Raw genomic sequence first — 23,090 nt, 5'->3', positions numbered from 1 at the left:
GCGGTGCAGGCTGCCGACCAGCGGCGCGGCGACGGCGGCGAGGAAAGCAAGGACGCCAAGGGGGCCCACACAGGGGGCACAGACTGACCCCACCGACCCCATCGGCTTCGCGGGCATCGCCCCGATCGCGCTGACAGCCTTCGAGGTCGCCCGCCCGGTGACATTGATGACCCCTCAGGCTCCGGAGCAGGAGCGGATCCGGCACGGTCTGCACTGGTCGCGGTGGCGGCGCTGCCACCAGGCCCTCGCCCGGACCTGCCACCGGCGCCGGAACCAGGACCGGGCGAGGGAGAGGACGACGGCCCGGCCACCGCCGACCCCACTCCGAACTACAGCGGGCACCCAGATCTACGACTGAAGGGACTGAAGGGTCTGAGCAACCATCACTAAACCGGACGCAGGCGCAGCGGAACTACGCCGGGGCCGTGGTCCTCAATGGAATCTACAGGTGATCACCTGATCATCGTCGAGAAATCTAAACTGTGCAAGGATTTGCGTCAAACCCCTTGCGCGCGGACCCGGAAGATCCTAGATTTGCGGTCATTCTCTGCGACAGGAGAAAGGGGCGTGACATGATCGAAGATTCGGATCATCAGCAGACCGAGGACACTGATCTCTACGTAGAGATCGGTGACGCCGAGACACTAACTCGCAACGGTCGAGCCTCGGTGACTGAGAACAACCGAGGCCACGGTTGATCCCATATTCGCAGGCACGTCATCTACCGGAGTACGGAGAATGACATGCCTGGAGATCTTTACAGAAGCTCCCAGGGAAACGCCGAACGCATTTCGGAGAATCCCTGGGAGTTGGCTCGGGAAATCGGAGACCCGCATCCTGATCCCGAAGCAGTGAGCGATTACCTCCACTTTCCACTGCTTCCATCCGATCATAGCCGGAGCATGCTCTCCGGAGTGACACGAATCCCTGTATCAGAAATGAATGCGCCGCGTGATGCTGATTCGATCGAATCCCATCTGTTCGACCACAGGCGCGGGTTCAGGCTCACGGATGCCGTCGACTGTCTTGAGGGTCATCTACGTGCGGCGGTCATTTCTGCGATCGCCGGCGCAGATCGGGTAGGGGTGCTGGCGACCGGCGGAGTCGACTCATCCGTCGTGGCGGCAGTGGTCGGTGAGGTGACTGGAATCCCTCCGCTACTCGTCTCCGTCCGAGGCGGTCTTTCCAGTAACCGCGAGGTGGCACTTCAGAATACCTTGGCGCGAGCACTGGGTTGCACGTTGTTAACCTGCGACGGCATCCCAACATTCTCTCTGGACGCTCTGCTCCGTTTGAACGAGGGATCGGATTTCCCCAAGGGTGGCGTTTTCACTCACGTCTGGGACCAGGCCTGCGAACGAGCCCTCGCTGCCGGGGCCGACGTGCTGCTGACCGGAGAAGGCGGTGACGAACTATTTTCTCCGGGCCCAGCCCTGTTCGCTGACCTCATGGCAGCCGGCCATCCGCTGCAGGCGGCGGCCACCCTGGGAAGGTATCGCCGCAGCGACGGGTCGGGCTACCTCAAGGGAATGCTACGCCAGGCGACACAGGGTTTTTTGCCGACACTGATTCAGCCGGTCGGCCAGGACATCGCAAGGCAGTGGCGAGGGGCTTACGCCGATGACAGTCGCGGCGCATCGGCGCGACGCCGCGCCCAGATCTCCCGTCTTCGCAAATGCGGGCACTCACGCACAAGTGCCGCGACCACCATCTGGCTGGAACGGGTGGATCTGCATGCCGCACAAGACAGCATGGGGCGCATCACGTGTCGCTCCCCACTGGCGGAGTCCCGAGCCCTGCTGGAATGCGTGAACGCCATGCCCGCTGGATTCCGGAACCCGATGCGTACAGGTTGTCAGGAAAAATTTCTGCTCAGGTTGGTGGGCCGACGTCGCTTACCAGCGGAAATCACTGAACAACGCAAAGTAGGCGTGGTCAACCAGATCTCCGTCTTGCTCCGGCACATCGCGAGATTTCCGGAGTCGGACAGGATCGGCACAGCGGCGGAGTGGCTCGGGGTGACATTGAACGACGCGTTCTGGCGGCCGACTTCGCTGCCTGCGGAATTGGGACTGGACTGGACCCGGCTGCTCGCACTGTGTACATGGGCGAGCAACGCCATCAGCGGGGGTTAAACCGTGCTGGAAGAATACGTCAACGACGACCTGGTGGTGTTCCGAGCAAGAGAGGACGTCTGGATACTCGATCAACCGCCTGGCCCTACCACTGTAGTACTGGCCGGAGGAAGAGGTTCATATCTGCGGCTACCGCACAATGCATGGGATTTTCTGCGTGAACTCTCTGGTTGTCCGCAAGGAATGACGCCGGCGGAGGCCGGGGGACGCTATCCCGAAGTGCGCTTCGGCGCACTTGCCAAGTTCGGCCTCATTGATATCGTTCCGGCAAGAGGAATCCGAGCGCCCTGGTCACTCACTGCGCGCCTGTGGCGACAGAACCTGTTGTTCCGCGTGCGGATCGCCGCGCAAGGCTGGCGAGGCGTTCAGGCGATGATGGAGCGGGGCGCGTCGGCCGATGGCCGGATTCCATTGCCCCGCCCACTGTTCTTCGACGAACTGGAGACCGCCGCTCGCCTAAGTTTCTCCTGGCCGGGTACATCCAGGCAGTGCACGGTCGTTTCACTTACCATCGACTCGATTCTGCGCCGGAGCGGTTATGCGAGCCGAGTCGTCGTGTTGGGCGAACACGATCAGGTTTTCCTACATGCGTCAGTTCGTGTCGGTCTCCACATCATCGATCCGGGAGATACACTCGCCGAATTGCAGGAATTTAAACGACTACGTCCTTTCACGCGAGACGGCCACCCGAGGAATCAAGGAGTCGAACTGTGATCCGCACTTCATACGACCGTCAGGAGTGAAGTGCTTGCGACTTGAAACGGCGACAGGTAGGAGGCCAACGTCGCTTGATTAGGCGGCTGGTGTCGGCTGGGGGCGTTTGGGTGACGTCCGCTCCCCTGTATTGATCTGCTGGATCGCTGGGCGGTTTGGCGGTGCGGGGCGTTGGTCTTGGGGGAAGAGTTGGAGCTCGACGGTATGGGCGACATGCGTGGTGGCCGGATCGTCTGGCCGTAGGCTGCGGTAGCGGGGTGCCGCTTCGCTTGGTGCCGCGGGGTGCTGCGCGTCCGGGGCGGGGCTTGACGGCCTCGCGCAGGTCGTCTTGAACGTGACGGATCTTGGCAGTCAGCTGGCGAGGGGGGAAGTCCGCGCCGACGGAGCGTCGGGCGGCGGCGAGGGTCTGCTTGAAGCTGATGTGCGAGACGGGGAGGTGGGCGCGGTCTGCGGTCTCGGCGGCCAGCTGGTGGATGGCCTGGTAGACGCAGAGCATGGCCCACAGTTCCTGTTCGACCATGGCGGGGTTGTTGGAGCGCAGGGTGGCAGTCTGCCCGCCGCGCTGCTCGATCTTGATGTGTTTGAAGATCGTTTCGCTGGTCCAGCGTGCCGTGTACAGCTCCGCCAGCTCGCGGGCGCGCACCGAGGCCGGGTCGAGCAACGTGGTGATCAGGCAGAACAGCTCGGAGGTCTCCTCGCTGACGCCGTCAGCATCCAGGGTCACAGTCACCACCGTGTACTCGACCACCCGCACCGTGGTCCGCTTCCCACGTACACCGTTGAGGTGGGAGAGGTAGGTGCCGTCCGATAGGACGTGGTCCACTGGCAAGGTGAAGGCATCCGAGGCGCGCCACAGGAGTTGGGTTCCGGTAGCCGCGGCGGCCTGCCACAGCTCGAAGGCGGGGAAGCCTGCCCCGGTCGGCCATCACGAGCATCCCGGTGTGCAGGTGCACCAGCCGGCGCCATGCCAGGGTCCGCTCGCCCACCGCGAAAGTGTCGAAGACCGCGCCGATCATCGCCTTGGTGCCGCACTCCACCAGTGCCAGCAGCCGCACCTGCGGATACGGACCGGTCCGGTCGCCGTTGGAGGCGCGGATGTACGCGGCGGCATTCGCCTCGCTGTCCGGCACGTCGAATAGGGAGCCGTCCAGGGAAGCCAGGCGCGGTACCTCCAGGCGTTCCAGCAACCTCCCCACAGATGCCTGATGGAGGTTCATGCGAACCGTGACGGGGCCATCGTCTCCGCCCCGTTGGCCGCCCCGGTCATCGCCGCTACCCGCCTGCGCAAGGGAACAACCAACTCCACGCGGGGGGCTGCCTCGTTCGCCGCCGAGGCGATCCGCAGCGACGCTGGGCAGGACGCAACCAACACCCCAAAGGATATCCTGCACTCGATAGCCCCTCTACCGGGTGCAGGATGGGGTCAGCGGTGGGCACTATACTGGTCGGGATCTATGCTGGGGTCGACTTCCTGAAACTTCGCCAGGACATGCTTCATCAGGCTGTTCGTCAAGAGCCTTCCACGCATGTTGCCGGTGCTCGTGAGCATTAGCTTTGTTCCACCCTCCATCGCGATGGCCCCGAAGATGACGGAACCCATGGCCGGGTCCGGACCAGGTAGAGAGAAAATGGTTCCGACCTCGAACTCCGGTGCCTGCGAGCCGTTGACCGCTGCAAAGGGATCATCAGCCGGGGTTGGCGTGAAGAACTTGAAGGGCACCACCTTTAGCTTCAGCGGCCTCTTCTTCACTGCGGTCTGGAAGATCTCCGCAGCACGGCTGAGCGATAGTTCACTCTCAAACTGCAGGATGTTGGCCTTCATCCTCAGATCTCCTCCGACGAGATCGAGCCCCAGCGAGCGGGGCCGGGAAGTTTGCGAGCCCACCATGGAAGCGGAAGCTTGCTTCACTGAGCAGGGCACAGCCGCGGATGCCTGAAACGCAGCCACCCGCGACAGGCGGTGAAGATCCCCCTCAAGACGGGCCTGTCAGGGCAACCCCTACGCTCCAACCCAGAGCACGTATGGGGATTTCAAGAAAAAAGTGTGATACTAAGGTGACCATCCGTCAATAGCTAGGTATCGCCGCACGCCACTGGGGCCTTGGCCTGGCAAATCCGGCTCTTCTGCTCCATCTCCATCTGTGGGTCGGTATGCAGGGTCATCGAACTTGATGGGGTGTCAGTACGCTGCGGCTCCTTCTGGTGGTTGCGCAGAGTGACCGGAGGCGTTGGTTGGCTCGGTTGCGGAAGCCGTAGGCCTTGCGGGCTTCGAGTTTGATCACGCGGTTGTTGCCCTCGGACGCGGCGTTGTTGACTCCGGTGGTCACATAGGCCTCGATACCGTCCCACCACTGGTCGACAGTCTCGGCGAGGGTGGCGAGCTCGGGCAGGTGGGGTCGGTCGGCGCAGAAGGACTGGAAGCGGTAGCGGGCTGCGGAGATCTCGGAGCGGTCAGGGGTGGTGTGGGCGTGTTTGAAGGTCAGTCGAAGCAGGTCGCGCAGCAGTTCCTTGGCCTGCCACGCCTGGTAGATCTGCTTGCCGAAGGTGCCCATCTGGGTCAACTCGATTTTGAGGAGGTCGAGGTGGGCGGGGTCGAGGTCTTCTTTATTGCGGCGCAGGAGCTTGCGGACGGTGTAGACCGGGTCGCCCTTGCGGGCGCGGCGGCCGTACTGCTTCCAGGTGAGGCGGCGGCGCAGGTCGGCCAGGTGGCGCTGGGCGAGCTGGACGATGTGGAAACAGTCAACGACCACGGTGGCGTCGGGCAGGGCCTTACGCACGGCGGCACGGAACGTGGCACACAGGTCAATGGCCACGTACTTGACCTGCTCTTTCCAGTGCTCGGACTGCAGGGAGAGCCACGCGGCGACAGAGTCGGCGTTGCGGCCCTCGACCTGCCCGAACAAGCCGCGTCCGCCGACCGCGTCGACGAAGCCGATATGCCAGGCGTCCGCGACCAGTTCCCACTTACCGGTATCGGGGTCCTGGCGCCAGACCGGCTTGCCGCGCCGGGTCTCGTCGATGCCGATCGCCGAGGTCTGTTCGGACTCGGTGGGCAGGGCCCGCTCGGCGTACAGTTCCAGCGCCGCTTGTGCGGTGGGCCAGGAGACACCCAGGTCCCGGCAGGCCTGGATGACAGTGCGGCCGCCGTCGGACACCATCCGCCCCACCTCGCGGCGCAAGGCGGCGGTGAGCCGGGCACCGGCCGGGACCTGGCGGGTCTGCTCGGTGAACGAACCGCGCGGGCACAGCCGCTCCGCACAGTGCCAGCGCGACTTGTGCCAGCGAACATCGACCGTCGTTCCGCCGTAGGGAAGTTGCGGTGGCCGGGTGATGCGGCGGTCCTTGCGGACGGTGGACATCACGCCGCACGAGGGTCAGGCGCGCGCTGCTTCGCCGAGCGTTGCAACGTGCACCACCAGGCCGGCGTCGAGCTCCTCCACCTTGATCACCCCGATCCCTTCCAGCCCCAGCAACAGTGTCGCGCCCGTATCGATGCAGGTATCTTCAGTGTTCAAGCCCGTAGGTGTTTCATGATCGGTTGCCTAGACAACAACCGTGATCACGAAGACCTGCGGGCTCCTTACATCCGGGGCGCCGTCCCACCGCAGTCGTCACTCAACGTCACGACGAAGTCGCCTCCGCTGGACTGACACCCCATCAAGTTCGATGGCCCCTCTCTACGACATCTACCGAATGACTCGTCGCCGTCGAAGGGTTGTTCCGCCCACAGCCCCGGGAGACGAGTCCGCATAGACGCGTCTGACACGGCAGCTGTAGTTCCGATCATGGTTGGTCATGAAGGTGGTGTCGTTGCTGGTGGCAGGCCTGTGCGACGGCTTGGTGGTGTCGACGCCAGGCGGTCCAGTACAGGACGTGCTCGCGGTCGCGGGCGGGTGGCGGTAGGACGAGGACGCGCAGGAGGCGTACGAGCTGCGGGCAGGTCAGCGGAACGAGTCGTACGGGCCTCGCGCTGACGGTGGTGGTCGGTGTCGTGGCATGCAGGGTCAGGGCGAGGACGGCGGCGGCGATCAGGGAGAACAGCGACCAGCGCATCCAGGAGTTCCAGCAGGTGACTTGGCCCTGATCCAGGCCTGTGAAGCCCTTCGCGAGTTGGAAAGTCTCCTCGATCTTCCAAGGGCGGCAGATGATCTCCACGAGGGTGCCGAGGGCGACGTCGCCCGGTGCCCAGCAGCGGAAGTAGGAGGTCTCGCCGGTATAGCGGTGGCGGCGGGCGACCAGGACGCTCGTCCCGGCCGGCCGCTGGCCGTCGGGGGTGTCGTCGCAGCGGATGTCCGGCCACGCCCAGTCGTACTCGCGGCGCCCCTTGGCGCCGTCACCGGTCGGTCGGCGCATCCACTGTGCGGGGCGGACCTTGTTGAGCAACTGCCGGGCCTGCCAGCGCTGGCCCGCTCCGTCGGTCAACGCGTGGGTCGCCGGAACGCCGACCGCATAACCGAGCCCCAACCGGCGGATCTCCAAACGCAGTTCGTGTCCGCAGTACACCTCGTCGGCGGCGAACCAGCGGGCGTCCACTCCCGCGCCCAGGGCGGCGGCCACCATCCGTACCGCCTGCTGCGGCTTGGTGGCGAAGGCGATCTCGTCGGGGACACCGGCCGCCTCGCGCCGCTCGTCGGCGGCGGCCCAGTCGGCTGGGAGATAAAGGGCCCGATCGATGATCACCCTTGTTGTCGGTGTGACCGCCGTCAGATGCACCGCGACCTGGCACAGACCCACGCCGCCCAGGGCGCCGGCGTATTGCCGTCCTGCCCCCAGGCAGCCAGTGGAGGATTTCGCGTCGCCGGTCTCGTCGACCACCAGCACCGTGTCCTGGCCGGCGAGATGGCTGGTCACCATCCGGGCGATCTCCACGCGGACCAGGTCGTGGTCGATACGGGCTCGGGAGAGCAGGTGCTGCAGCCGGTGCGGGCCGCGATGACCCAGTGCCTCCGCCAGCGTCCAGCAGTTGCGGGTGTCCAGCTCCAACAGTAGCCCGGCGGTCAACTGCCGGGCCGTCTCAGGGGCTTCACGCCGTGCGAAGCAGTGCGCGATCACACCCATCGCTGCCCCGAACGCCGTCGCCCACGCCTGCTCCGCTATCGTGGCCTCCACGGCCACCGCGTCTTGATACGTCGTCACAAACGTTCATGATCACGGTGGCCGTACCCATGCCCGCACCCACCCCCGGCACGCACCTGACCAGCGCCAACGCCGGAACTACAGCTGCCGTGTGAGTCCCCGCTACGAATTCCAAGTCCTGCTGCACCGTACCGGCCGATGGTGGGCCGTCGACATCCCCCGCCTCGACCTCCACAGCCAGTGCCGGACTTCCACGCCCCACAGCGAATAACCAGGTCAGAGCCAGTGCCGCCACGTAAGCGCCATCGCTTCCCACGCTGGGAGCACGAGTTCGGTTCTCGTCACCCGTCCAGCGAACGCAGCACGCTGCCTCTACATACTTCATGCTGGGCTTTTCATCCACGCGATGAGCCGGGCCCACCAGCCATCCTTCGATCGACCCGGTGAACCGTCCATGCGTCGAGGAACGTGTGCGCGTCGCACCGTCCCGGCCGGTCGGACCGGCTCCGGCCCCGTTCGAGTCTTCGTCTCCCCCGTGCGTACAGGCTTGAGCTCCGCCGGCTCACACATGCACCGCTGAGGTGTTGGCACGCCGGCGAGCACTTGCTCCACGTGTCTCCCGCAGCCCTCATAGGTCACCTTCCGGCATGACTGGCAGACAGCACGTCGGCACATGATTCCCCTTCATTAGCACCCTCATTAACGACCAGTAATATCAACAGTCTCGTCACAGCGGAATTCACAATTTCTCCGCAACTAACGCTCACACGTGCACTATCTCCACGAACAATTGACTATCGTCGACAGAAGGGACGGCCATGAGGTTTGCGTCACGCCCAATATCGCGCGGCATACCTCACCCAGCGATGTCAAGCGGTCACGGCCGAAAACCCCCTGAGGTTGCTCGCGACACCGAAACAATGGTTCCATCTCGCCGGGTCGAGGAAGAAAGGAACTGCTCCGCATCGTGACAGGCCGTCACCGCGCCTTTTAAGACGTCGACTTGGGCGCGGCGAGCGCGAGAGACCGAGAACGGCAACCGCCCTCACGGAATGGGTGGTGTGCGCCGGTCAGAAGGGAGCAACGTGAGTTGCTCGCACGCCGCAGGATGCCCCCTTTTCCCTCTGCTCAGGGCGAGTTTGCAAGGTTGGCGTAACTACTACTGCGACAGCGAGGATCAATGGCTCGGCTGTGCGCGCTACCAGGTGTCACTCACCGGCGAGCGTGTTCCGATCAGCCTGCTGCCCAACGGAGCCCGCGCGCGACACCTCGAAGACGCCACCGACGCGGACCGGTACGGTGCCGCCAGCCCAGAGCAGGAACCCCAGCAGGCCCCGCCCCCACAGCACAACCCCTGGTCGCCCGAGAGCGCCTCCTGGTCACAGCCGACAGCGGCTAGGCCACCGCAGCCGTCGGAACCTGTGACCGCGGCATCGCAGACGATGGCTCAGTTTGGGCCAGCATCTCCGACGATACCGGTCTCGCATTACCGACCGTCACCGTCCCCGCAGCTTCCCCAGCCTCCAGACGCCCCATCACGACACGCGGGGCGAAGGTCCACATCGAAGCGCGGCTGGTGGGCTCGATTCACCGAATGGATGGGAGGCCCCGCATGAATGGCTACTGGCCCTGGTGGGCCGGCGCTGCCGGGCTCGCACTGATCACCATCAACTACACCCTCACCACGGATCGGTCTTTCGGGGTGTCGTCCGCGTGGGATCGCGTGTTGCACTGGCGCAGGGAGCGCCGTCTCGAGCGGATGGACGAGGAGTTCACCGACGAGCGCGCTCTCGCCGAGGCGCTCGCCGCAGCTACGGCGGAGCACTTCGCTACCAGCCCCGCCGCGCCCACCGCGCCGCCGGTTCCGTACGAGACATCACAACTGCTCGAAACGGACGCCGAACCGACGGTGAGTAAGGACACCTCGGCCACGGGCCCGGGCCCAGCCCCGCTGGTCACCCAGGCTGGCCTGCTGATATCGATCTTCCTCGGCGGGCTCATCGCCGCGGTCACCTCCGGGCGGTTCCACCTCCGCTACGACATGGGCCCGGGCTTTCGGAACGTGGTCACCGCCGATCCGACCACCATGATCGTCCTGCTGTTCGTGGGAGGCGTGCTGGTCGGCTTCGGCACCCGGCTGGCCGGTGGGTGCAGCTCCGGCCACGGACTCAACGGCTGCGGCCGTCTGCGCCCGGTCAGCATCGTCGCGACCGCCGTGTTCTTCGGCACCGCCGTCGCGGTGTCGTTCCTCCTGTGGAAGGTGATCTGATGCGCACCCGAGGCGCGATTCTGCTGGCCAACATCATCACCGGACTGGCCCTCGGTTATACCGTCACCAACATCGGCTTCGGCGACTACACCGAGCTGAACCGCATGTTCACCTTCCAGGACCTGCGCATGCTCCTCTCCTTCGCCGGCGCTGTGGTGATCATCGTGTGCGCGTTCGCCCTGCTCCGGGTCCGCCGCACCCCCGGGCGCATCCACGCCGGCGTGATCCCCGGCGCGGTGTTGTTCGGTACGGGCTGGGCGATCTCAGGCGGGTGCCCCGCAATCCCGATCATCCAGGTAGCCAGCGGATACCTGCCCGCCCTGGTCACCATCGTCGGCGTCATCGTCGGTATCCGGCTGTGCCGCTGGGCCAACGCCCGATACTTCCACCTCGACCGCGGCTCCTGCGGGCTGTAACCATGGACGCCCACCGACACGCCCCGCCGGAGAAGCGGCCCTCCTTCGGCTACGTGGGCCAGCCAGAAATCCGCCCGAGCATCCCGTACGGGCTGGTCCCGCAGCTCAGCCCCTCCGCCACGCCGGTCGACATCCACAACGCCCGCTGACCCCACCAGGAGGAAGACACCCCTGCCCTTCATCCCGCCGAGAGCGGACGCCGGACGTACATGGATGAGCAGCCAGCACGCATCGACCCGACCACGGACCGCGCCGCAGCGGCGCTCCTCCTTGGCTGCTCCCCGAACCAGGTCGGCTACTGCACACGTTGCCAGGGCCTCATGGCGCGCTACGGGCCCAACACCCAGGTCGTGTGCCCGCATTGCCAGGCGATCGTGCCTCAGAGCCGCTAGCCTGTCCTCGCCGGCCCGGACAGGGCGCGCGCAGACGGCCAGAGGCTCTACCCCGGAAGGAGCGGGGTAGGGCCTCTTTACGTCGCAAGGGGTCTGCGCTGGAGGCGCTTTCGCGCCCGGCGCTGAGCTGGAGGCCCGCCTCGCTGGGGCCGGGACAGCCCGCCGACGGGGCCTTCATGGGTCCAAGATGGGTCCGGAAGGACAGTGAAACCCCGTGAACGATCATCGCGGCCCGGATACCCTCATGCCTTCTGACCTGCACAGACGAGGAAAACGGGGACGCTCAGAGAAGTCCGGGGCAATGCTCTGGCGAGCTCCTCGTCCGCCCAGACGAGGATCCGCACGTGCATCACGTCGGCGTGGTTCCTCCTCCACTCGCGGACCAGGTCTGCGACGACGAGGGCGGCGACGTGCTGGGCGTCCTCGCACGGCTTCTCGGTGGCGATCGTGCCCTGCCACCGCTCAAGGCCGTTGTAGGGGCGCCAGCCCTCGGAGCCGTGCGGCTGCTCCACCCTGTACGCCCAGTCCTTCCCGGTGCCCATGCACCGATCCTGTCACCGCAAGGAGCCTCATGCGCCGTATCGGATCGACGCCCGCCCAGCGCGGGTGCGGAGCGAACAACAGCTGCCCCGACGTCTTCGAGCTGCCCGACGGCGGCTTCCTCGTCATCGGCAAGGCCGTCCTGGAGAGCCAGGCACCGAGCGTCGAGGAACTGCGCCGAATGGGCGCCTCCATCGGCGCCGACGAGCTGGCGGTCATCCTGCCACGCGAGTGCATGCTGCACGCCGCGAAGCAGCTAGCGACCGAGGGACTCGTCGCGTAGCAACCGCACCGGGTGCATCTTCTACGCCGACAACAGCGAGATCGTGGGCGCCAACCCGGATCTCATCTACCCGGGCACGGTGCTGAACGTCGGTCACCGCATTGCGGTCGTCGGCCGTCGCTCCGGCTCCGCCGGCTCGCACACGGCGGAGTCGAAGTGGGTGTCGATCCCGCAGACGACGAGCGGGGCCGTCGCGGTTGCGTATGCCCGCTCGAAGGTCGGTTTTCACAGCGGTGGTGCTCGCCGTCGCCAGGTGAACAGTCCGGGTTCGGTGAGGACGCCTCGGCTGACCAGGCGTTCAGCTTTGCACGGGTGTTTTCGGTGTGGTGGAACTCGGTCCCGAGGTCGAGTGCCTGGCAGACGTTCCTGGCGTGCAGGCCGTCGTCACCCTTTCGAACAGGGCTCCACGCTCGGTTCGGGGTGTGTCAAGCCGGCTGCGCGGCGGAGTGCAGCGCCGGGGTGACTGCGGGGGCCGGGGTCTCGGGGGGTGTGGGGGTAAGCGGCTGTCCGGTGCTGGAAGGAGAGAATCTTTGGGTTCAGGACGACGCCGTCGCGGATCTCGATGGCCTTTCTGACCGTGGGGTCGGCCTCCCAGGCCGCGGGGCCGCTCATGACCTTGCGCAGGTAGGGCAGGAGTGCCTCGCTGATTTCCCATGTGGCCGAGTTCCACAGGTGGGACGGGCTGTGATCTACTGCGTAGTAGTGGCAGCCCGCCCCCACCGTGAGCATCGGCTCGCCGAAGGTGGTCGGACGGGCCCACGCGAAGCCCATGCCCTCGTCGCAGGCGACGTCGATGAAGAAGGCCCCCGGCCGGAACAGGGCGAGTTCCTCTTCGGTGACGAACATGAGCGGCGCGTCGGTGTCCTGCAAGACGCAGTTGACGATGATGTCGAACCCGGCCAGGTACTCCGCCAGCGGCACGGAACCGGCCGCGGTGAATGCATGCAGGCGCGACGAATCGCTCTCCTGCTGCGCGAAGTGGCCCATCACGACCGAGGGCATGGGCGAGGCCACCGCTGCCGCGGCGCGCTGGGTGAGCACCGTGACGTCGGAGACCCCCATGGAGCCCAGGCCGGTGACCGCGCCGCGCGCCGTGGCGCCGAAGCTGATGACCACAGCGCGCAGACGTCGCCCGTAGCTGCCGGTCAGCCCGCCGAGCTGCAGGGCGTGCAGCACCGAGCAGTAGCCCGCGAGCTCGTTGTTCTTGTGGAACACATGGACACTGAAGGCGCCCGTGGACGTCCAGTGGTTCATGGCCTCCCAGGCGATGAGGGTCAGCCGTCGGTCGATGGCGAGCTGGGTCAGCTCCTCGTCCTGCACACAGTGCGGCCATCCCCACAGCACCTGGCCCTCACGCAGCGCGGTGATGTCGTCGTGCATCGGTTTGGGCAGCAGCAACACGTCGCACTCGGCGAGGAGTTGCTCGCGGGAGCGCAAGCCCGCCACGAGCGGTCCGAGCGTGTCGTCAGCGACGCCGAACCGTTCGCCGTAGCCCTGTTCCAGGAAGATCCTCCCGCGTACGTCCGGCGCGATCCGGTCGAGGTGAGCAGGGTGCAACGGCAGGCGGAACTCGTTCTCCTTGTGGGAGGAGGCGAGTACTCCGAGACTCATCAGGCTCATACGCTTCCTCATCATTTCGTTCGCTTCGCGCTCGGCGTGCTTGGTGTGGCTGCCCGATATCTGGGTCAGGAGCCGTCGGCCCGGTGCCTGCGGACGCGCTCGGCCAGCGGGAGGGGCGTTTCGTCCAGACCGTCGATCGACCCGCTCGCCATGCGTGCACACGTCCCGTGGCAGGCGAGGAGCTGCCTGTCGTCGCGGTGGGAAACCACCACCGCCTCCGGGTCGGGTGCGTTGCGGTAGTCGGTGCCGCAGATGAGGCAGGCCAGTCCGGAGAGCATCTCCGCGGTCGGTTCGGGACGGTCCCGGCGGCGGCCAAAGATCGAGTCCTGTGAATACATGCGTCCCGCATCCTCTTGATCGGTTCAAAGTCGTGCTGATCGGTCCAGCCGTGCTGATCGGTCCAGCCGTGCTGAGCGGCCCAGGGTCGTGCGCGAGATGTCCTAGTGCCCCCGGGGCAGCCCGGAAGCCGGGAAATCCGCTACCGCGCTGCGCGGGACCGGATATGGAAGGCGGCGTGACGGTGCGGGCCAAGAGGCATTTCGCGGCTCATTTCCGGCCGGATCCGACGTACGCCGGCCTGTGCCGTTGTCCGAGGGCGACGCCGAAACTGATGACGGCGTGCCAGGTGCCCTCGGTGCCGCAACCGTACTCCCTTCCGGAGTCCGTACGTGCCGGATGCCGGATGCCGGACCCCGGAGCCGTCCCGCCGGGGCGTCACCGAGCTCTTCCCGCTTGTGCGGGAACCTTCCCGGCGCTGCGGACGTTGTGGGCAGCGGTTGTAGTTGAAGTTTGCGAACGTGGAAACGCCCACGGAGTTCTGACAGCGGGCGTTTCGTCGTTTCGGGGTTTTCTTCGACGGCCGGCGACCAACAGCCCGGGGATGGCGTGATCGCGCGCATTCCGACCCAGCCGCCATCTCGAAGGAGACAGCACATGGCTCAAGGAACAGTGAAGTGGTTCAACGCGGAGAAGGGTTTCGGTTTCATCGCCCCTGATGAGGCCGGTGCCGACATCTTCGTCCACCACTCGGCGATCGATACCGACGGCTTCCGCTCCCTGAAGGAGAACCAGCGGGTGGAGTTCACCGCCAGCCAGGGCCCCAAGGGCATGCAGGCCGACCAGGTCCACGTGCTCTGAGGGCACCCTTCCCGAGGCAGGCCCGCACCGCGGGCCTGCCTCGGGCGGCTTCCGCAGGATTCCCGACGCGTGCGGCATCTTGCGCCCCGTCCCTCGCGCCGTGGGCAGCGCCGTACCTCCCGAAGGGAACACTGTGACCACTGACGTCAGCGACCGGAGCCCCGATCCGGCGGGCCCCGCCGAGATGACCACGCCCCCGCCCGGCAGCCGGGGCAGCGACTACGCCGCGCTGTCCCGCGAGGTGAGGCAGAGCGGGCTGCTGACGCGGCGCCCGGGCTACTACTGCGTCAAGGTCGGCGCGAACCTGCTTCTGCTGGCCGGCGGATGGACCGCGTTCGCGCTGATCGGGCAGTCGTGGTGGCAGCTGCTGACCGCCGCCTTCCTGGCGGTGATGTTCACCCAGACCGGGTTCATCGGGCACGATGCTGGACACCACCAGATCGCCGCCTCCAAGCGCGTCAACGACCTGCTCGGCCGCCTGCACGCCGACCTGCTGATCGGCCTCAGCTACGGCTGGTGGATCGCCAAGCACAACCGGCACCACTCCCACCCCAACCACGTCGACCGCGATCCCGACATCGCCGACGGCGCGATCGCCTTCACCCGGGACCATGCGCGCGTCCGCAGCGGGGCGTACGCCTGGCTGGCCCGTCACCAGGCCTGGCTGTTCTTCCCGATGCTGCTTCTGGAAGGGCTCGCCCTGCACGTCGCCGGCGTACGGGCGCTGCTCGACCGCACCGGCACCACAACCTCGCGGACGACCAAGCTGGCCGACGCGGGCCTGCTGGCAGCGCATCTGGGCGGCTACCTCGCCGCTCTGTTCCTGGTCCTGTCCCCCGTCCAGGCCGTGTGCTTCCTTCTCGTGCACCAAGGGCTGTTCGGGCTGTACATGGGATGCTCGTTCGCGCCCAACCACAAGGGCATGGCCCTGTTCGCCAAGGACGACAAGATCGATTTCCTGCGTCGGCAGGTACTGACCTCACGCAACATCCGCGGCCACCGGTTCACCGACTTCGTGCTCGGCGGGCTCAACTACCAGATCGAACACCACCTCTTCCCCTCCATGCCGCGACCCAGCCTGCGACATGCCCAGAAACTCGTGCGCACGTACTGCGCCCGGCACGGCATCGCCTACCACGAGACCGGGCTCTTCAACTCCTACGCCCAGGTACTGCGGTACCTCCACACGGTCGGCGGCCCGCTGCGCCCCGAGCTGGAGTACTGATCACTTCGCCGTCCGTGCCCCTCATCTCCTCCACCGGGTGCCGCGCGACACCACCAGCCCGCTGTCGTATTCAGAGATCACGGCCTGCACCCTGTCCCGGAACCTGTCTTTCTCCAGGATGCGCGCGACGTGCCGGCACTGCCCGGGGCGGACTCGATCACCACGTCGGCACGCCGGTCCCGGACGTACTGCTCGGCCCGGGAGAACCAGGCCTTGTAGTCGGGGCGGATGGCCGCGCTGGCGCCCCGCGGGTCGACCTTCAGCAGCTGGAGGTAGTCGGGGTGCGCTGCCTTGAAGTCGTCGCTGCTCAGCCGGATCGTGCCGGGCCGCATCGCCCGCCGCAGCATGCCGGCGGTCACGGTCTTGCTCGCCCCGGGCTGCCCGATCAGAAACACGACGCGAGGCTGTTCCCGCGGCACGATGCCCCCAAGCACCGTCGCCAGCCCGGACGGCCACCCAAATGGGAACGCCGCGGGAACGAAATCTGACTGCCTGTCAGGACTGGCCGTAGGTGATGGTGGCAGGGCTGACCCATGCGCAGCGGTCAAGAGGGCCATTCCACGGTGGAGACCCGCTCAGGGCGCCGGTCCGTCGTGGGCGGGAGACTCGCCGCGGTCGGGGGTTCGGCGGGCGCCGGTCGGCCCTGCGGCCACACGCATCACGCGGTCTCGCCCGGATGCGTCCGGTCGATCGGCGGCCTGCTGGCCTCCAGCCAGGGGCGGAGCGGGCCGGCGCCCTGCGCGGGGTCGAGCTGAGGTGCAGACGCGTCCCCCTGCCCGACGGGAGCGCCGGATAGCTGCGCTGCTCGCCCCCGGCGAACAGCAGCCGGAGAGCGTCCGCGACGTGCCGGGCCGCTTCGGCATCCAGGGAGACGATGCGGACCTCGACCCTGTCCTCGGCGGGAGGGTCATCCGGAACGTCCACGGTCAGGGATGCGTACGGTGGGTGCAGGGATTCGGTGGTCATCGTGCCGAACCTGTCCCGGGTCGTGGGAACGGCCCGTGAGGTGTCACGCGGCCTCTACGGCGCCGCGCGCCGAGGACGAGACCAGCCCTTCACCGGTGTACGAAGTACCCTCGACCCTCCCCACCGTCCTCCTGGCAACCTCGGCGCAGCCGCTTCCGGTTGCGGACGACGTACGGTTGAAGTACCGAGGGCTTCACGTACTCCGGCCGCCACGCCGGGTCGTCCTCGGCGAGAGACGAATCCGGGCCGCCCCAGTGGTCGGCGCGGAGACGGGTCGGCATCATGTCCGCCGCGGTCGAAGCAACTCCGCGCAAGCTCTGCATCGCTGCGCCGGCACCGCATACCCGTACCGGCCCGGTCCCCTTCCGAGGGGAGGCGTGATGTCCCTTTCCCGGCTGGACATCCATCGGCGGAACCGAGGGGAGCGGACGCTCGTCACGCTTGCCGGTGACATCGGACCGGCCACGACACCACTGCTGCGGGCCGCATTGGAGCAGTGTCTGCTGGACGGCGTCACCGTGATCGACATCGACCTCACCACGGTCGGCTCCTGCGACGCCAGAGGCTTGGACATCTTCCTGTCGGCATCACGGCGCGCCAGCCGGGTACACGCCTCCCTGCTGCTGCACCACCCGTGCGCGCAGATCACCCAGCTCCTCGCAGTCACCGGATCTGCTTCGCTGCTTCTTGCGGCCCCCGGGGGTCCCGTGCCGGCCGCCGTGCTCGGCGACCTCACGAGTACCGGGACGCGGGCGCCCGAGGAGCCCGCTCGTCGGTCGGATCAGCCGGCCCTCAAGGACGGGATCCGCCTTCGCCGGCTGACCCGTTGGCAGGCCGAGGGTGTGCGCGAGGACATCGCTGACCTGGCCGCGGAGTCTGTCGCGGGTACCCCCAGCGAGGCGTACCACAACCGTGGAAACGTACTGCGCCGCCTGGCGGTCAGTGCCCACCACCCCGGCTTCGCGCTGCTGCTCGCCGAGACGACGGTACTGGTCGGTTGCGCCTTCGGTTTTCCGGTGGGCCCTGACAGTTCCGGGCGCCGGGGGTTCGACGGAACGCTCCAAGAGGGCATCCAAAGGCTCACCTCCCACGCGCGGTTCGTGGTCCTCACCCAGATCGTGGCCCATCCGCACGCTCAGCACCGCGACATCGCCCGTCGTCTGCAGCAGCGTCTGCTCACAGTCCTGCACTCCTCCCTTGGAGTCGCCCTGCTCCATCCTGCCGACCGGGCGGGACAAGACGCATTCTCGAACTGGGGCTGGCAGAACATGGGAGAGGTCGTCGGGCTGCCCGGTCCTGTCGCCCCCTGCGTGTTGATCCTGCTCGTGGAAGGGCTGTCCCCGGAAGGCCGATGATCAAGCAGAGGGGCGATGAGCCGACGGCCGTACCGGCCGGTGCGGTCACTCCACCCGTCGTCTGCCGTACGGACATATCTGCGGGCGATGGCTGCGCGCCGCGCCGTCCCCCCACGGCCGGGAGTAGCCTGGCACGTACCGAGAGCTTTTCGGGCGCACGACCACGGCGGCGCCGTTCCCGGCGAGTGGCACACACGGGCAGCCGGAAGCCGCCCGGGACGGGATCGCACGATGAACGCCATCACCAAGCCCGCCGAAGGTGCGACCCCAGGTGACGCGCACACCTACCGGATGCCCTTGCCCCGGCTGAACCTCACGCCGGACGTCAGCCACGGCCCGCTGGACGGAGCGTGGTGGCCGCGCTGCGATGCACTGGAACTGGAACTGCCCTCGCTGGTCGGCTCCTTGGATCCGAACGTCGGCACGGTCACTCGCGTCACGGTGGGGACCGCCGCTTGGCCCGATGCCCCGCAGAAGGTGATGGCGCCCGGACACGTGATCGAGGTGGTCCTGACCGACCTCGCCGCCGGGGCGCATGCCATCACCTTGGACTGCGGCACCGTGGGACGCTGGGAACTGCTGGTGATCCCACCGGACGAGCCGGCCGGAGCGGCTACCCGGCTGCTGACCGCTGCCGCCGACCCCGGGAACCCGCTGTCGGCTCCGCGCCTGCTGGCACTCGTCGAGAACGGCCCCGACGGACAAGACACATGGGAGTCAGAAGGAGGACCAGGGCTCAGGTGACAGGCCCGATGCGGTCAGGCCCACGTGCCCGGCCGGCCCGGGCGTCGAAGACCCTTGATGGAGCGATGACAGTGGCAGCCCCTTCTTCGTCCCAGCCCGCCGCCCCGATCGGTGCGGATCATGGCGGGTAAGGGGATGACAGCCGGACAGCGCGGGGACCGCTCCGAGAGTTTCGGGGAAGCTCTGCTGGGAGATGTCCTCGATCGCGCGCACGAATTGCCGCCCCATCTCATCGGGCCGTTGGTCGCCGACGTGGTGGAGCGGCTCGGGGGCCGCCGACCGGAGGTGCTGCTGCAGGACTACGGCCAACTGCTGCTCGTACCCCTGCCGGGCGACGGCCTCACGGAGGGGGAACCGCAGGTGATCGACGACTCCGAGGCGGGCCGCTGCTTTCTCGACGCTCACCCCGTCGAGCTGCCCGAGGACGACGGCGTGCGGGTCCACCTGCCGCTACTGGACGGCGGCGACCAGGTCGGGGTCATGGCAGTGACGTTGGACAGCGTCGATGACCACGACCGCCGCATACTGCGCAGGTTCGCTGGCCTGGTGGCCGACCTGCTGGTGACCAAGCACGGCTACTCCGACCTGTTCTTCGGTGTCCGACGCGGTGAACCGATGAGCGTCGCCGCGGAGATCCAATGGTCCCTGATGCCGCCGCTGGCGATGATCATGCCTCGGGTCGCCGTGGCCGGGATCCTGGAACCCGCCTATGACGTGGCGGGTGACAGCTTCGACTACGCCCTCAACGGAGACGTCCTCCACGTGGCCATGATCGATGCGATGGGGCACGGTCTGGACGCGGCCACGATGGCCACCGTGGCCATCGGTGCCTACCGCCACGCCCGCCGCGCCGGGACCGGGCTGCCGGAGATCTACGCCTTCATGGACCGTGCTGTGGCGGACCAGTTCTGCCCCGAGCACTTCGTCACCGCGCAGATGCTGCAGCTGGACACCACGACGGGACATCTTCAGTGGGTCAACGCCGGGCACCCGTCACCGATGCTCGTCCGTGATCATCACGTCGCGCTCCGGCTCAACGGTCCGACGACCCTCCCTGTCGGCTTCGGCGGTCTGGAGCCGCAGCTGAGCGAGATGAAGCTGGAGCAGGGGGACCGCCTCCTCTGCTTCACCGACGGACTGATCGAGGAGCACGAGACCGGGGAGGAGGAGTTCGGGGAGGACCAGCTGATCGACTGGGTGAACCAGTTGGACAGAACCGGCCTCGGGATCCGGGCGGTGGCGCGCTCCCTGTCCCACACGCTCAAGCGGGCGCGGGGCGGACACACCACGGATGACGCGACTCTGCTCCTGGTGGAGTGGCGCGGCTGACCTCACTGCTGTCGTGCGGTACGGCTCCGCCGGCCACGGCTCGCTCGTCAGTCCGGCGGCACCTGCGTGCTTCCGGTGTCGATGAGAATCTGTTCCGCCTGGGTGATGTTGTCGGCCCGGATGGCCTGTGCCATCGCGGCGTGCGCGGCCTCGGGTGCCGCGTGCGGCGGGATCACCAGCAGCGAGAACACGTCCTGGTCGCCGCGGGTGATCAGGACGGTGTCGTCGCCCACCGGGAAGGAGTCGATGTGCACCACCCGGTCCTCGACGACGATCCGCGTCGGGAGCCCTTCCCAGGCCGCGGTGTCCAGCCCGACGCGCGTGACGGGGCCGAGGTGGCCGGTGAGGGCGCTCAGCAGCGCGGGCAGCTCGGCACCGATGTCGCGCGACCGCGGCCACCACGCACCATCGAGAACGCCTTCGCGCGACTCCGTGGTCTCCAGCCGGAGCAGCGCACACCCGGGCCGTACGGCCTCGTGAACGCCACTCGGCAGATGCCGGGAAGCCGGGGACGTATCGGAGCCGGTCATGAGGATCACCGTCTTCGGGAATCGGTGCGATCACGGGACTCGCCTCGCCTTCCCACGCTACTCCTCGTGCCACGGGCGTCGATGTTTCCAGGGCCCCGCCCCTTCATGGCATCAAGTCAAATGAGACGTTCGCGTTGCTATGAACCTTGCGGTTCGGGTTCCCTGCGTTTGGTCGGGTCGTCGATCCAGACCTGGCCGGATATCTCGAGTGGCTTCGGTCGGCGGGCGAAGCGTTCGGGGCGGCGTCGAGCACTCAGTGGCAAACTGCGGTGCCCAGCGCAATGAGCCGCACGAACATCGTGCTCAGAATGGCCACCTGAAGTGCACCTCGTCCTCCCGCGCGAGATCGCCGCCCTCGAAGCCGAACGCTGCGGCCCCTACCGCAACGCCTTCGGCCTGTGGACCAGCTGCGGCCTCCGCGGCCGCGTCGAGCGCCGCTGCGCGGCCGACGACCCCGACCGCTCCCGCCAGCCCCTGTGCGCCGCGTATGCCCAGCCCTGGAAGTGGGTGCCCTAACCGCACGCCTGCGGCTACGTCGGCGCGCTAGAGATCCGCCCGAGCGTCCTGTACGGACTGGTCCCGCAGATGAGCCCCACCGCCACGCCGGCCGACGGCGCCCGCCGACCCCGCCAGGAAGGAGGCACCCATGCCCTTCATCCCGCCGGGAGACGACGGACGTACAGTCGGGCACATGGACGAGCAGCCAGCACGCATCGACCCCGACACGGACCGCGCCACGGCCGCGCTCGTCCTGCACTGCACCCCGAACCAGGTCGGCTACTGCGCACGCTGCCAGGGCCCCACGGTGCGCTACGGGCCCAACGCCCAGGTCGTATGCCCCCGTTGCCAGGTGATCGCGCGCGAGAGCCGCTAGCCTGTCCTCAGCGGCCCGGACAGGGCGCGCGCAGACGGCCAGAGGCTCTACCCCCAGGCGGGGTAGGGCCTCTTTACGTCGCAAGGGGTCTGCGCTGGAGGCGCTTTCGCGCCCGGCGCTGAGCTGGAGGCCCGCCTCGCTGGGGCCGGGACAGCTCGCCGACGGGGCCTTCATGGGTCCAAGATGGGTCCGGAAGGACAGTGAAACCCCGTGAACGATCATCGCGGCCCGGATACCCTCATGCCTTCTGACCTGCACAGACGAGGAAAACGGGGACGCTCAGAGAAGTCCGGGGCAATGCTCTGGCGAGCTCGTAATGCGTAGGTCTCGGGTTCGAATCCCGAAAGCGGCTCCACCAAAACCCCAGCTCAGAGTGGCTCTGAGCTGGGGTTTTTCGTTCAACGGGCCCGACGACGGGACTGGCCCGTGTCATGAGGCTGTCCCTGGTCTCGGTTACTGGTCTCGGCCGGGGGGTTCCGGACGAGGCATGAAGGCGTCCCCCAGGCGTCGTGCCGCGTCCTTGGGCGGGTTGGATTGTTCAGGATCGTGCCGGCCGTGTGGCGACTGCCGTCGTACAGGCGACGGTCGTCGACGGGCAGGGCTGCGGCCCCTCTTGGCCTTGGGAAGGGTGAACACCAGGCCGCCCCCCTTCCGCTCCGGGCATGGCTTGGGCCCCGCGCTTTCACGAGGAGGACGCTCGAACGAGATAAACCGTGTAGTCGCTCTTCTCGCCGTTGACAAGAATATAGCCGCGGGCATTTGTGTACTCCCCCGTGCCGCCCGTGATGGCCGTTTTCCATGGCGGCGGAGTGCCCTGGCGCGAAACGGAGAGCGTATTTTGCCAGGTAATCTGCCCCTTATCGAGGCTGTAAACGCCCGAACACAGCTGAGTGGCCGGATTCGCCTGGGTGGGATTCAAGGGGCCGCCGACCTGGGTGCACATAACTGCGGAGAAGCCGGACTTGCGTCCGTCGCGCATGAGGTTTTCGGTGATCAGGACCTGATTGCCTACTCCGATTGTGTGATCCCCATTGCTGAGCCTCTTGTTCTTCTGCATCTCGCCGTGCAGATGGATTACATCGTAGCTGCCCGATTCCTTATCGCTCTTGGGCTGGGAGATCGAGGACGTGGAGGCGTGGCATCCGATATCCGTCAGTGCGAGGACCGAAGCGGCCATGAGACACCATCTTGAAATGCGCATGACTATTTCCTTTTCTGGCGGCGATTGCTTACTGCGTGACGAGCGAGCATCAAGGTATACGGTGGGTCAATTCATAAACGCAATGCGTGAGGGGGAGCTCTTCGTGTCGTAGTGGGCCGACGGCACATCATGCGCCGCGGTATCACGCCGGGGTCGTGCGCTGTCCGCAAGAGGGACGGACTGGCTGGTGAGGCGACAGTCTGTGCTTCAACACCAGAACCGGTCTCGGACGGAGTAATGACGTGACATCAACGTCCGCAGACAACGGACGTGCGCTGTTTTCC

At 66.9% G+C, this 23,090-nt stretch carries 25 protein-coding genes and 2 pseudogenes; 15 read left to right on the top strand and 12 right to left on the bottom strand.

All coding sequences use genetic code 11. The annotated features are described in order from the left end of the window. The 3 genes and pseudogenes from ACWDA7_RS28055 to ACWDA7_RS28045 all read left to right on the top strand — a co-directional run. Positions 1 to 358, top strand: a pseudogene (locus ACWDA7_RS28055) (hypothetical protein); the annotation flags it as partial. 544 nt (positions 359 to 902) lie between these two features. Then, complete coding sequence (locus ACWDA7_RS28050) at positions 903 to 2,135, top strand: asparagine synthase-related protein (RefSeq protein ID WP_450607406.1); 1,233 nt, start codon at positions 903 to 905, stop codon at positions 2,133 to 2,135. Between the two features lie 3 nt (positions 2,136 to 2,138). After that, a complete protein-coding gene (locus tag ACWDA7_RS28045) occupies positions 2,139 to 2,849 on the top strand; it encodes a hypothetical protein (RefSeq protein ID WP_450607404.1) in 711 nt (236 codons plus the stop codon). 19 nt (positions 2,850 to 2,868) lie between these two features. Here ACWDA7_RS28045 and ACWDA7_RS28040 read toward each other — a convergent pair whose 3' ends face one another. From ACWDA7_RS28040 to ACWDA7_RS28020, 5 genes are all read right to left on the bottom strand, one after another. Continuing rightward, positions 2,869 to 3,597 (bottom strand): transposase, encoded by a 729-nt coding sequence (locus ACWDA7_RS28040; RefSeq protein ID WP_450607402.1) that lies wholly within the window; start codon positions 3,595 to 3,597, stop codon positions 2,869 to 2,871. A 675-nt stretch (positions 3,598 to 4,272) separates the two neighbouring features. Further along, positions 4,273 to 4,671: a hypothetical protein gene (locus ACWDA7_RS28035; RefSeq protein ID WP_450607400.1), complete on the bottom strand. Its 399-nt coding sequence runs from the start codon at positions 4,669 to 4,671 to the stop codon at positions 4,273 to 4,275. 337 nt (positions 4,672 to 5,008) lie between these two features. After that, entirely contained in the window at positions 5,009 to 6,211 is a 1,203-nt protein-coding gene (locus tag ACWDA7_RS28030; protein ID WP_450607398.1) for an ISL3 family transposase, read from the bottom strand. Positions 6,212 to 6,223: 12 nt separating this feature from the next. After that, a complete protein-coding gene (locus ACWDA7_RS28025) occupies positions 6,224 to 6,364 on the bottom strand; it encodes a hypothetical protein (RefSeq protein WP_450607396.1) in 141 nt (46 codons plus the stop codon). Positions 6,365 to 6,632: 268 nt separating this feature from the next. Further along, on the bottom strand, positions 6,633 to 7,985 hold the full coding sequence (locus ACWDA7_RS28020; RefSeq protein ID WP_450607394.1) for an IS701 family transposase: 1,353 nt from the start codon (positions 7,983 to 7,985) through the stop codon (positions 6,633 to 6,635). Between the two features lie 1,552 nt (positions 7,986 to 9,537). Here ACWDA7_RS28020 and ACWDA7_RS28015 point away from each other — a divergent pair. Genes ACWDA7_RS28015 through ACWDA7_RS28000 form a run of 4 tightly spaced genes read left to right on the top strand, consistent with a single transcriptional unit; the run spans position 9,538 to position 11,002 of the window. Next, the gene (locus tag ACWDA7_RS28015) at positions 9,538 to 10,194 is read left to right on the top strand and encodes a YeeE/YedE family protein (RefSeq protein WP_450607392.1); all 657 of its coding nucleotides are present in this window, start codon (positions 9,538 to 9,540) and stop codon (positions 10,192 to 10,194) included. Next, positions 10,194 to 10,610, top strand: a complete 417-nt coding sequence (locus ACWDA7_RS28010) for a YeeE/YedE thiosulfate transporter family protein (RefSeq protein WP_450607390.1) — start codon at positions 10,194 to 10,196, stop codon at positions 10,608 to 10,610. The genes ACWDA7_RS28015 and ACWDA7_RS28010 overlap by 1 nt, the downstream gene beginning before the upstream one ends. Before the next feature lie 2 nt (positions 10,611 to 10,612). Continuing rightward, positions 10,613 to 10,759, top strand: a complete 147-nt coding sequence (locus ACWDA7_RS28005; RefSeq protein ID WP_450607388.1) for a hypothetical protein — start codon at positions 10,613 to 10,615, stop codon at positions 10,757 to 10,759. Positions 10,760 to 10,819: 60 nt separating this feature from the next. After that, the gene (locus ACWDA7_RS28000) at positions 10,820 to 11,002 is read left to right on the top strand and encodes a hypothetical protein (protein WP_450607386.1); all 183 of its coding nucleotides are present in this window, start codon (positions 10,820 to 10,822) and stop codon (positions 11,000 to 11,002) included. A 242-nt stretch (positions 11,003 to 11,244) separates the two neighbouring features. Here the strand turns inward: ACWDA7_RS28000 and ACWDA7_RS27995 are convergent, their stop codons facing one another. Then, positions 11,245 to 11,544 (bottom strand): hypothetical protein, encoded by a 300-nt coding sequence (locus tag ACWDA7_RS27995; RefSeq protein WP_450607384.1) that lies wholly within the window; start codon positions 11,542 to 11,544, stop codon positions 11,245 to 11,247. Positions 11,545 to 11,573: 29 nt separating this feature from the next. Here ACWDA7_RS27995 and ACWDA7_RS27990 point away from each other — a divergent pair, with 29 nt between their 5' ends. Further along, positions 11,574 to 11,825 (top strand): hypothetical protein, encoded by a 252-nt coding sequence (locus ACWDA7_RS27990; protein ID WP_450607382.1) that lies wholly within the window; start codon positions 11,574 to 11,576, stop codon positions 11,823 to 11,825. Positions 11,826 to 12,209: 384 nt separating this feature from the next. On the opposite strand, the gene ACWDA7_RS27985 is transcribed toward ACWDA7_RS27990, so the two are convergent. Then, on the bottom strand, positions 12,210 to 13,445 hold the full coding sequence (locus ACWDA7_RS27985) for a N(5)-(carboxyethyl)ornithine synthase (RefSeq protein ID WP_450607380.1): 1,236 nt from the start codon (positions 13,443 to 13,445) through the stop codon (positions 12,210 to 12,212). Between the two features lie 65 nt (positions 13,446 to 13,510). After that, positions 13,511 to 13,783, bottom strand: a complete 273-nt coding sequence (locus tag ACWDA7_RS27980) for a hypothetical protein (protein WP_450607378.1) — start codon at positions 13,781 to 13,783, stop codon at positions 13,511 to 13,513. A 595-nt stretch (positions 13,784 to 14,378) separates the two neighbouring features. Here ACWDA7_RS27980 and ACWDA7_RS27975 point away from each other — a divergent pair. Then, positions 14,379 to 14,582, top strand: a complete 204-nt coding sequence (locus ACWDA7_RS27975; RefSeq protein ID WP_263209812.1) for a cold-shock protein — start codon at positions 14,379 to 14,381, stop codon at positions 14,580 to 14,582. 133 nt (positions 14,583 to 14,715) lie between these two features. Continuing rightward, positions 14,716 to 15,807 (top strand): fatty acid desaturase family protein, encoded by a 1,092-nt coding sequence (locus ACWDA7_RS27970; RefSeq protein WP_263209814.1) that lies wholly within the window; start codon positions 14,716 to 14,718, stop codon positions 15,805 to 15,807. Between the two features lie 77 nt (positions 15,808 to 15,884). Here the strand turns inward: ACWDA7_RS27970 and ACWDA7_RS27965 are convergent, their stop codons facing one another. Further along, positions 15,885 to 16,364 (bottom strand): zeta toxin family protein, encoded by a 480-nt coding sequence (locus ACWDA7_RS27965; RefSeq protein WP_450607375.1) that lies wholly within the window; start codon positions 16,362 to 16,364, stop codon positions 15,885 to 15,887. A gap of 789 nt (positions 16,365 to 17,153) precedes the next feature. On the opposite strand from ACWDA7_RS27965, the gene ACWDA7_RS27960 reads away from it, so the two are divergent. The 3 genes from ACWDA7_RS27960 (at position 17,154) to ACWDA7_RS27950 (ending at position 20,201) form a co-directional block, all read left to right on the top strand. Beyond that, positions 17,154 to 18,128, top strand: a complete 975-nt coding sequence (locus ACWDA7_RS27960) for an STAS domain-containing protein (RefSeq protein WP_450607373.1) — start codon at positions 17,154 to 17,156, stop codon at positions 18,126 to 18,128. A gap of 231 nt (positions 18,129 to 18,359) precedes the next feature. Further along, positions 18,360 to 18,872, top strand: coding sequence for a DUF5994 family protein (locus ACWDA7_RS27955; RefSeq protein WP_450607371.1), 513 nt, complete (start codon positions 18,360 to 18,362; stop codon positions 18,870 to 18,872). A 135-nt stretch (positions 18,873 to 19,007) separates the two neighbouring features. Then, positions 19,008 to 20,201 (top strand): PP2C family protein-serine/threonine phosphatase, encoded by a 1,194-nt coding sequence (locus tag ACWDA7_RS27950; protein WP_450607369.1) that lies wholly within the window; start codon positions 19,008 to 19,010, stop codon positions 20,199 to 20,201. A gap of 47 nt (positions 20,202 to 20,248) precedes the next feature. Here the strand turns inward: ACWDA7_RS27950 and ACWDA7_RS27945 are convergent, their stop codons facing one another. Next, entirely contained in the window at positions 20,249 to 20,731 is a 483-nt protein-coding gene (locus ACWDA7_RS27945; RefSeq protein WP_450607367.1) for a DUF5994 family protein, read from the bottom strand. A 321-nt stretch (positions 20,732 to 21,052) separates the two neighbouring features. Between ACWDA7_RS27945 and ACWDA7_RS27940 the strand changes: the two genes are divergently transcribed. Together ACWDA7_RS27940 and ACWDA7_RS27935 are read left to right on the top strand one after the other, a co-directional pair. Continuing rightward, positions 21,053 to 21,247, top strand: coding sequence for a hypothetical protein (locus tag ACWDA7_RS27940; protein ID WP_450607365.1), 195 nt, complete (start codon positions 21,053 to 21,055; stop codon positions 21,245 to 21,247). 175 nt (positions 21,248 to 21,422) lie between these two features. Then, entirely contained in the window at positions 21,423 to 21,605 is a 183-nt protein-coding gene (locus ACWDA7_RS27935; protein WP_450607363.1) for a hypothetical protein, read from the top strand. 398 nt (positions 21,606 to 22,003) lie between these two features. Here the strand turns inward: ACWDA7_RS27935 and ACWDA7_RS27930 are convergent. Together ACWDA7_RS27930 and ACWDA7_RS27925 are read right to left on the bottom strand one after the other, a co-directional pair. Continuing rightward, positions 22,004 to 22,268: pseudogene (locus ACWDA7_RS27930) on the bottom strand (hypothetical protein); the annotation flags it as partial. 19 nt (positions 22,269 to 22,287) lie between these two features. After that, positions 22,288 to 22,782 (bottom strand): hypothetical protein, encoded by a 495-nt coding sequence (locus ACWDA7_RS27925; RefSeq protein ID WP_450607361.1) that lies wholly within the window; start codon positions 22,780 to 22,782, stop codon positions 22,288 to 22,290. Positions 22,783 to 23,090 lie beyond the last annotated feature (308 nt).

Source organism: Streptomyces sp. NPDC001156 (assembly GCF_053598275.1).
This window is presented reverse-complemented; position numbering and strand designations above follow the sequence as displayed.

What these genes read in the sequence shown, in the direction of transcription:
- ACWDA7_RS27990 (WP_450607382.1), top strand. Translation starts at nt 11,574, where the DNA reads ATGCGCCGTATCGGATCGACGCCCGCCCAGCGCGGGTGCGGAGCGAAC.
- ACWDA7_RS27955 (WP_450607371.1), top strand. Translation starts at nt 18,360, where the DNA reads ATGAACGCCATCACCAAGCCCGCCGAAGGTGCGACCCCAGGTGACGCG.
- ACWDA7_RS27975 (WP_263209812.1), top strand. Translation starts at nt 14,379, where the DNA reads ATGGCTCAAGGAACAGTGAAGTGGTTCAACGCGGAGAAGGGTTTCGGT.
- ACWDA7_RS28050 (WP_450607406.1), top strand. Translation starts at nt 903, where the DNA reads ATGCTCTCCGGAGTGACACGAATCCCTGTATCAGAAATGAATGCGCCG.
- ACWDA7_RS27980 (WP_450607378.1), bottom strand. Translation starts at nt 13,783, where the DNA reads ATGTATTCACAGGACTCGATCTTTGGCCGCCGCCGGGACCGTCCCGAA.
- ACWDA7_RS28000 (WP_450607386.1), top strand. Translation starts at nt 10,820, where the DNA reads ATGGATGAGCAGCCAGCACGCATCGACCCGACCACGGACCGCGCCGCA.
- ACWDA7_RS27945 (WP_450607367.1), bottom strand. Translation starts at nt 20,731, where the DNA reads ATGACCGGCTCCGATACGTCCCCGGCTTCCCGGCATCTGCCGAGTGGC.
- ACWDA7_RS27995 (WP_450607384.1), bottom strand. Translation starts at nt 11,544, where the DNA reads ATGGGCACCGGGAAGGACTGGGCGTACAGGGTGGAGCAGCCGCACGGC.
- ACWDA7_RS27925 (WP_450607361.1), bottom strand. Translation starts at nt 22,782, where the DNA reads ATGGCCGCTTCGGTCCTCGCACTGACGGATATCGGATGCCACGCCTCC.
- ACWDA7_RS28035 (WP_450607400.1), bottom strand. Translation starts at nt 4,671, where the DNA reads ATGAAGGCCAACATCCTGCAGTTTGAGAGTGAACTATCGCTCAGCCGT.
- ACWDA7_RS27950 (WP_450607369.1), top strand. Translation starts at nt 19,008, where the DNA reads ATGACAGCCGGACAGCGCGGGGACCGCTCCGAGAGTTTCGGGGAAGCT.
- ACWDA7_RS28005 (WP_450607388.1), top strand. Translation starts at nt 10,613, where the DNA reads ATGGACGCCCACCGACACGCCCCGCCGGAGAAGCGGCCCTCCTTCGGC.
- ACWDA7_RS27965 (WP_450607375.1), bottom strand. Translation starts at nt 16,364, where the DNA reads ATGGCCCTCTTGACCGCTGCGCATGGGTCAGCCCTGCCACCATCACCT.
- ACWDA7_RS28015 (WP_450607392.1), top strand. Translation starts at nt 9,538, where the DNA reads ATGAATGGCTACTGGCCCTGGTGGGCCGGCGCTGCCGGGCTCGCACTG.
- ACWDA7_RS27985 (WP_450607380.1), bottom strand. Translation starts at nt 13,445, where the DNA reads ATGAGCCTGATGAGTCTCGGAGTACTCGCCTCCTCCCACAAGGAGAAC.
- ACWDA7_RS28010 (WP_450607390.1), top strand. Translation starts at nt 10,194, where the DNA reads ATGCGCACCCGAGGCGCGATTCTGCTGGCCAACATCATCACCGGACTG.
- ACWDA7_RS27960 (WP_450607373.1), top strand. Translation starts at nt 17,154, where the DNA reads ATGTCCCTTTCCCGGCTGGACATCCATCGGCGGAACCGAGGGGAGCGG.
- ACWDA7_RS27935 (WP_450607363.1), top strand. Translation starts at nt 21,423, where the DNA reads ATGGACGAGCAGCCAGCACGCATCGACCCCGACACGGACCGCGCCACG.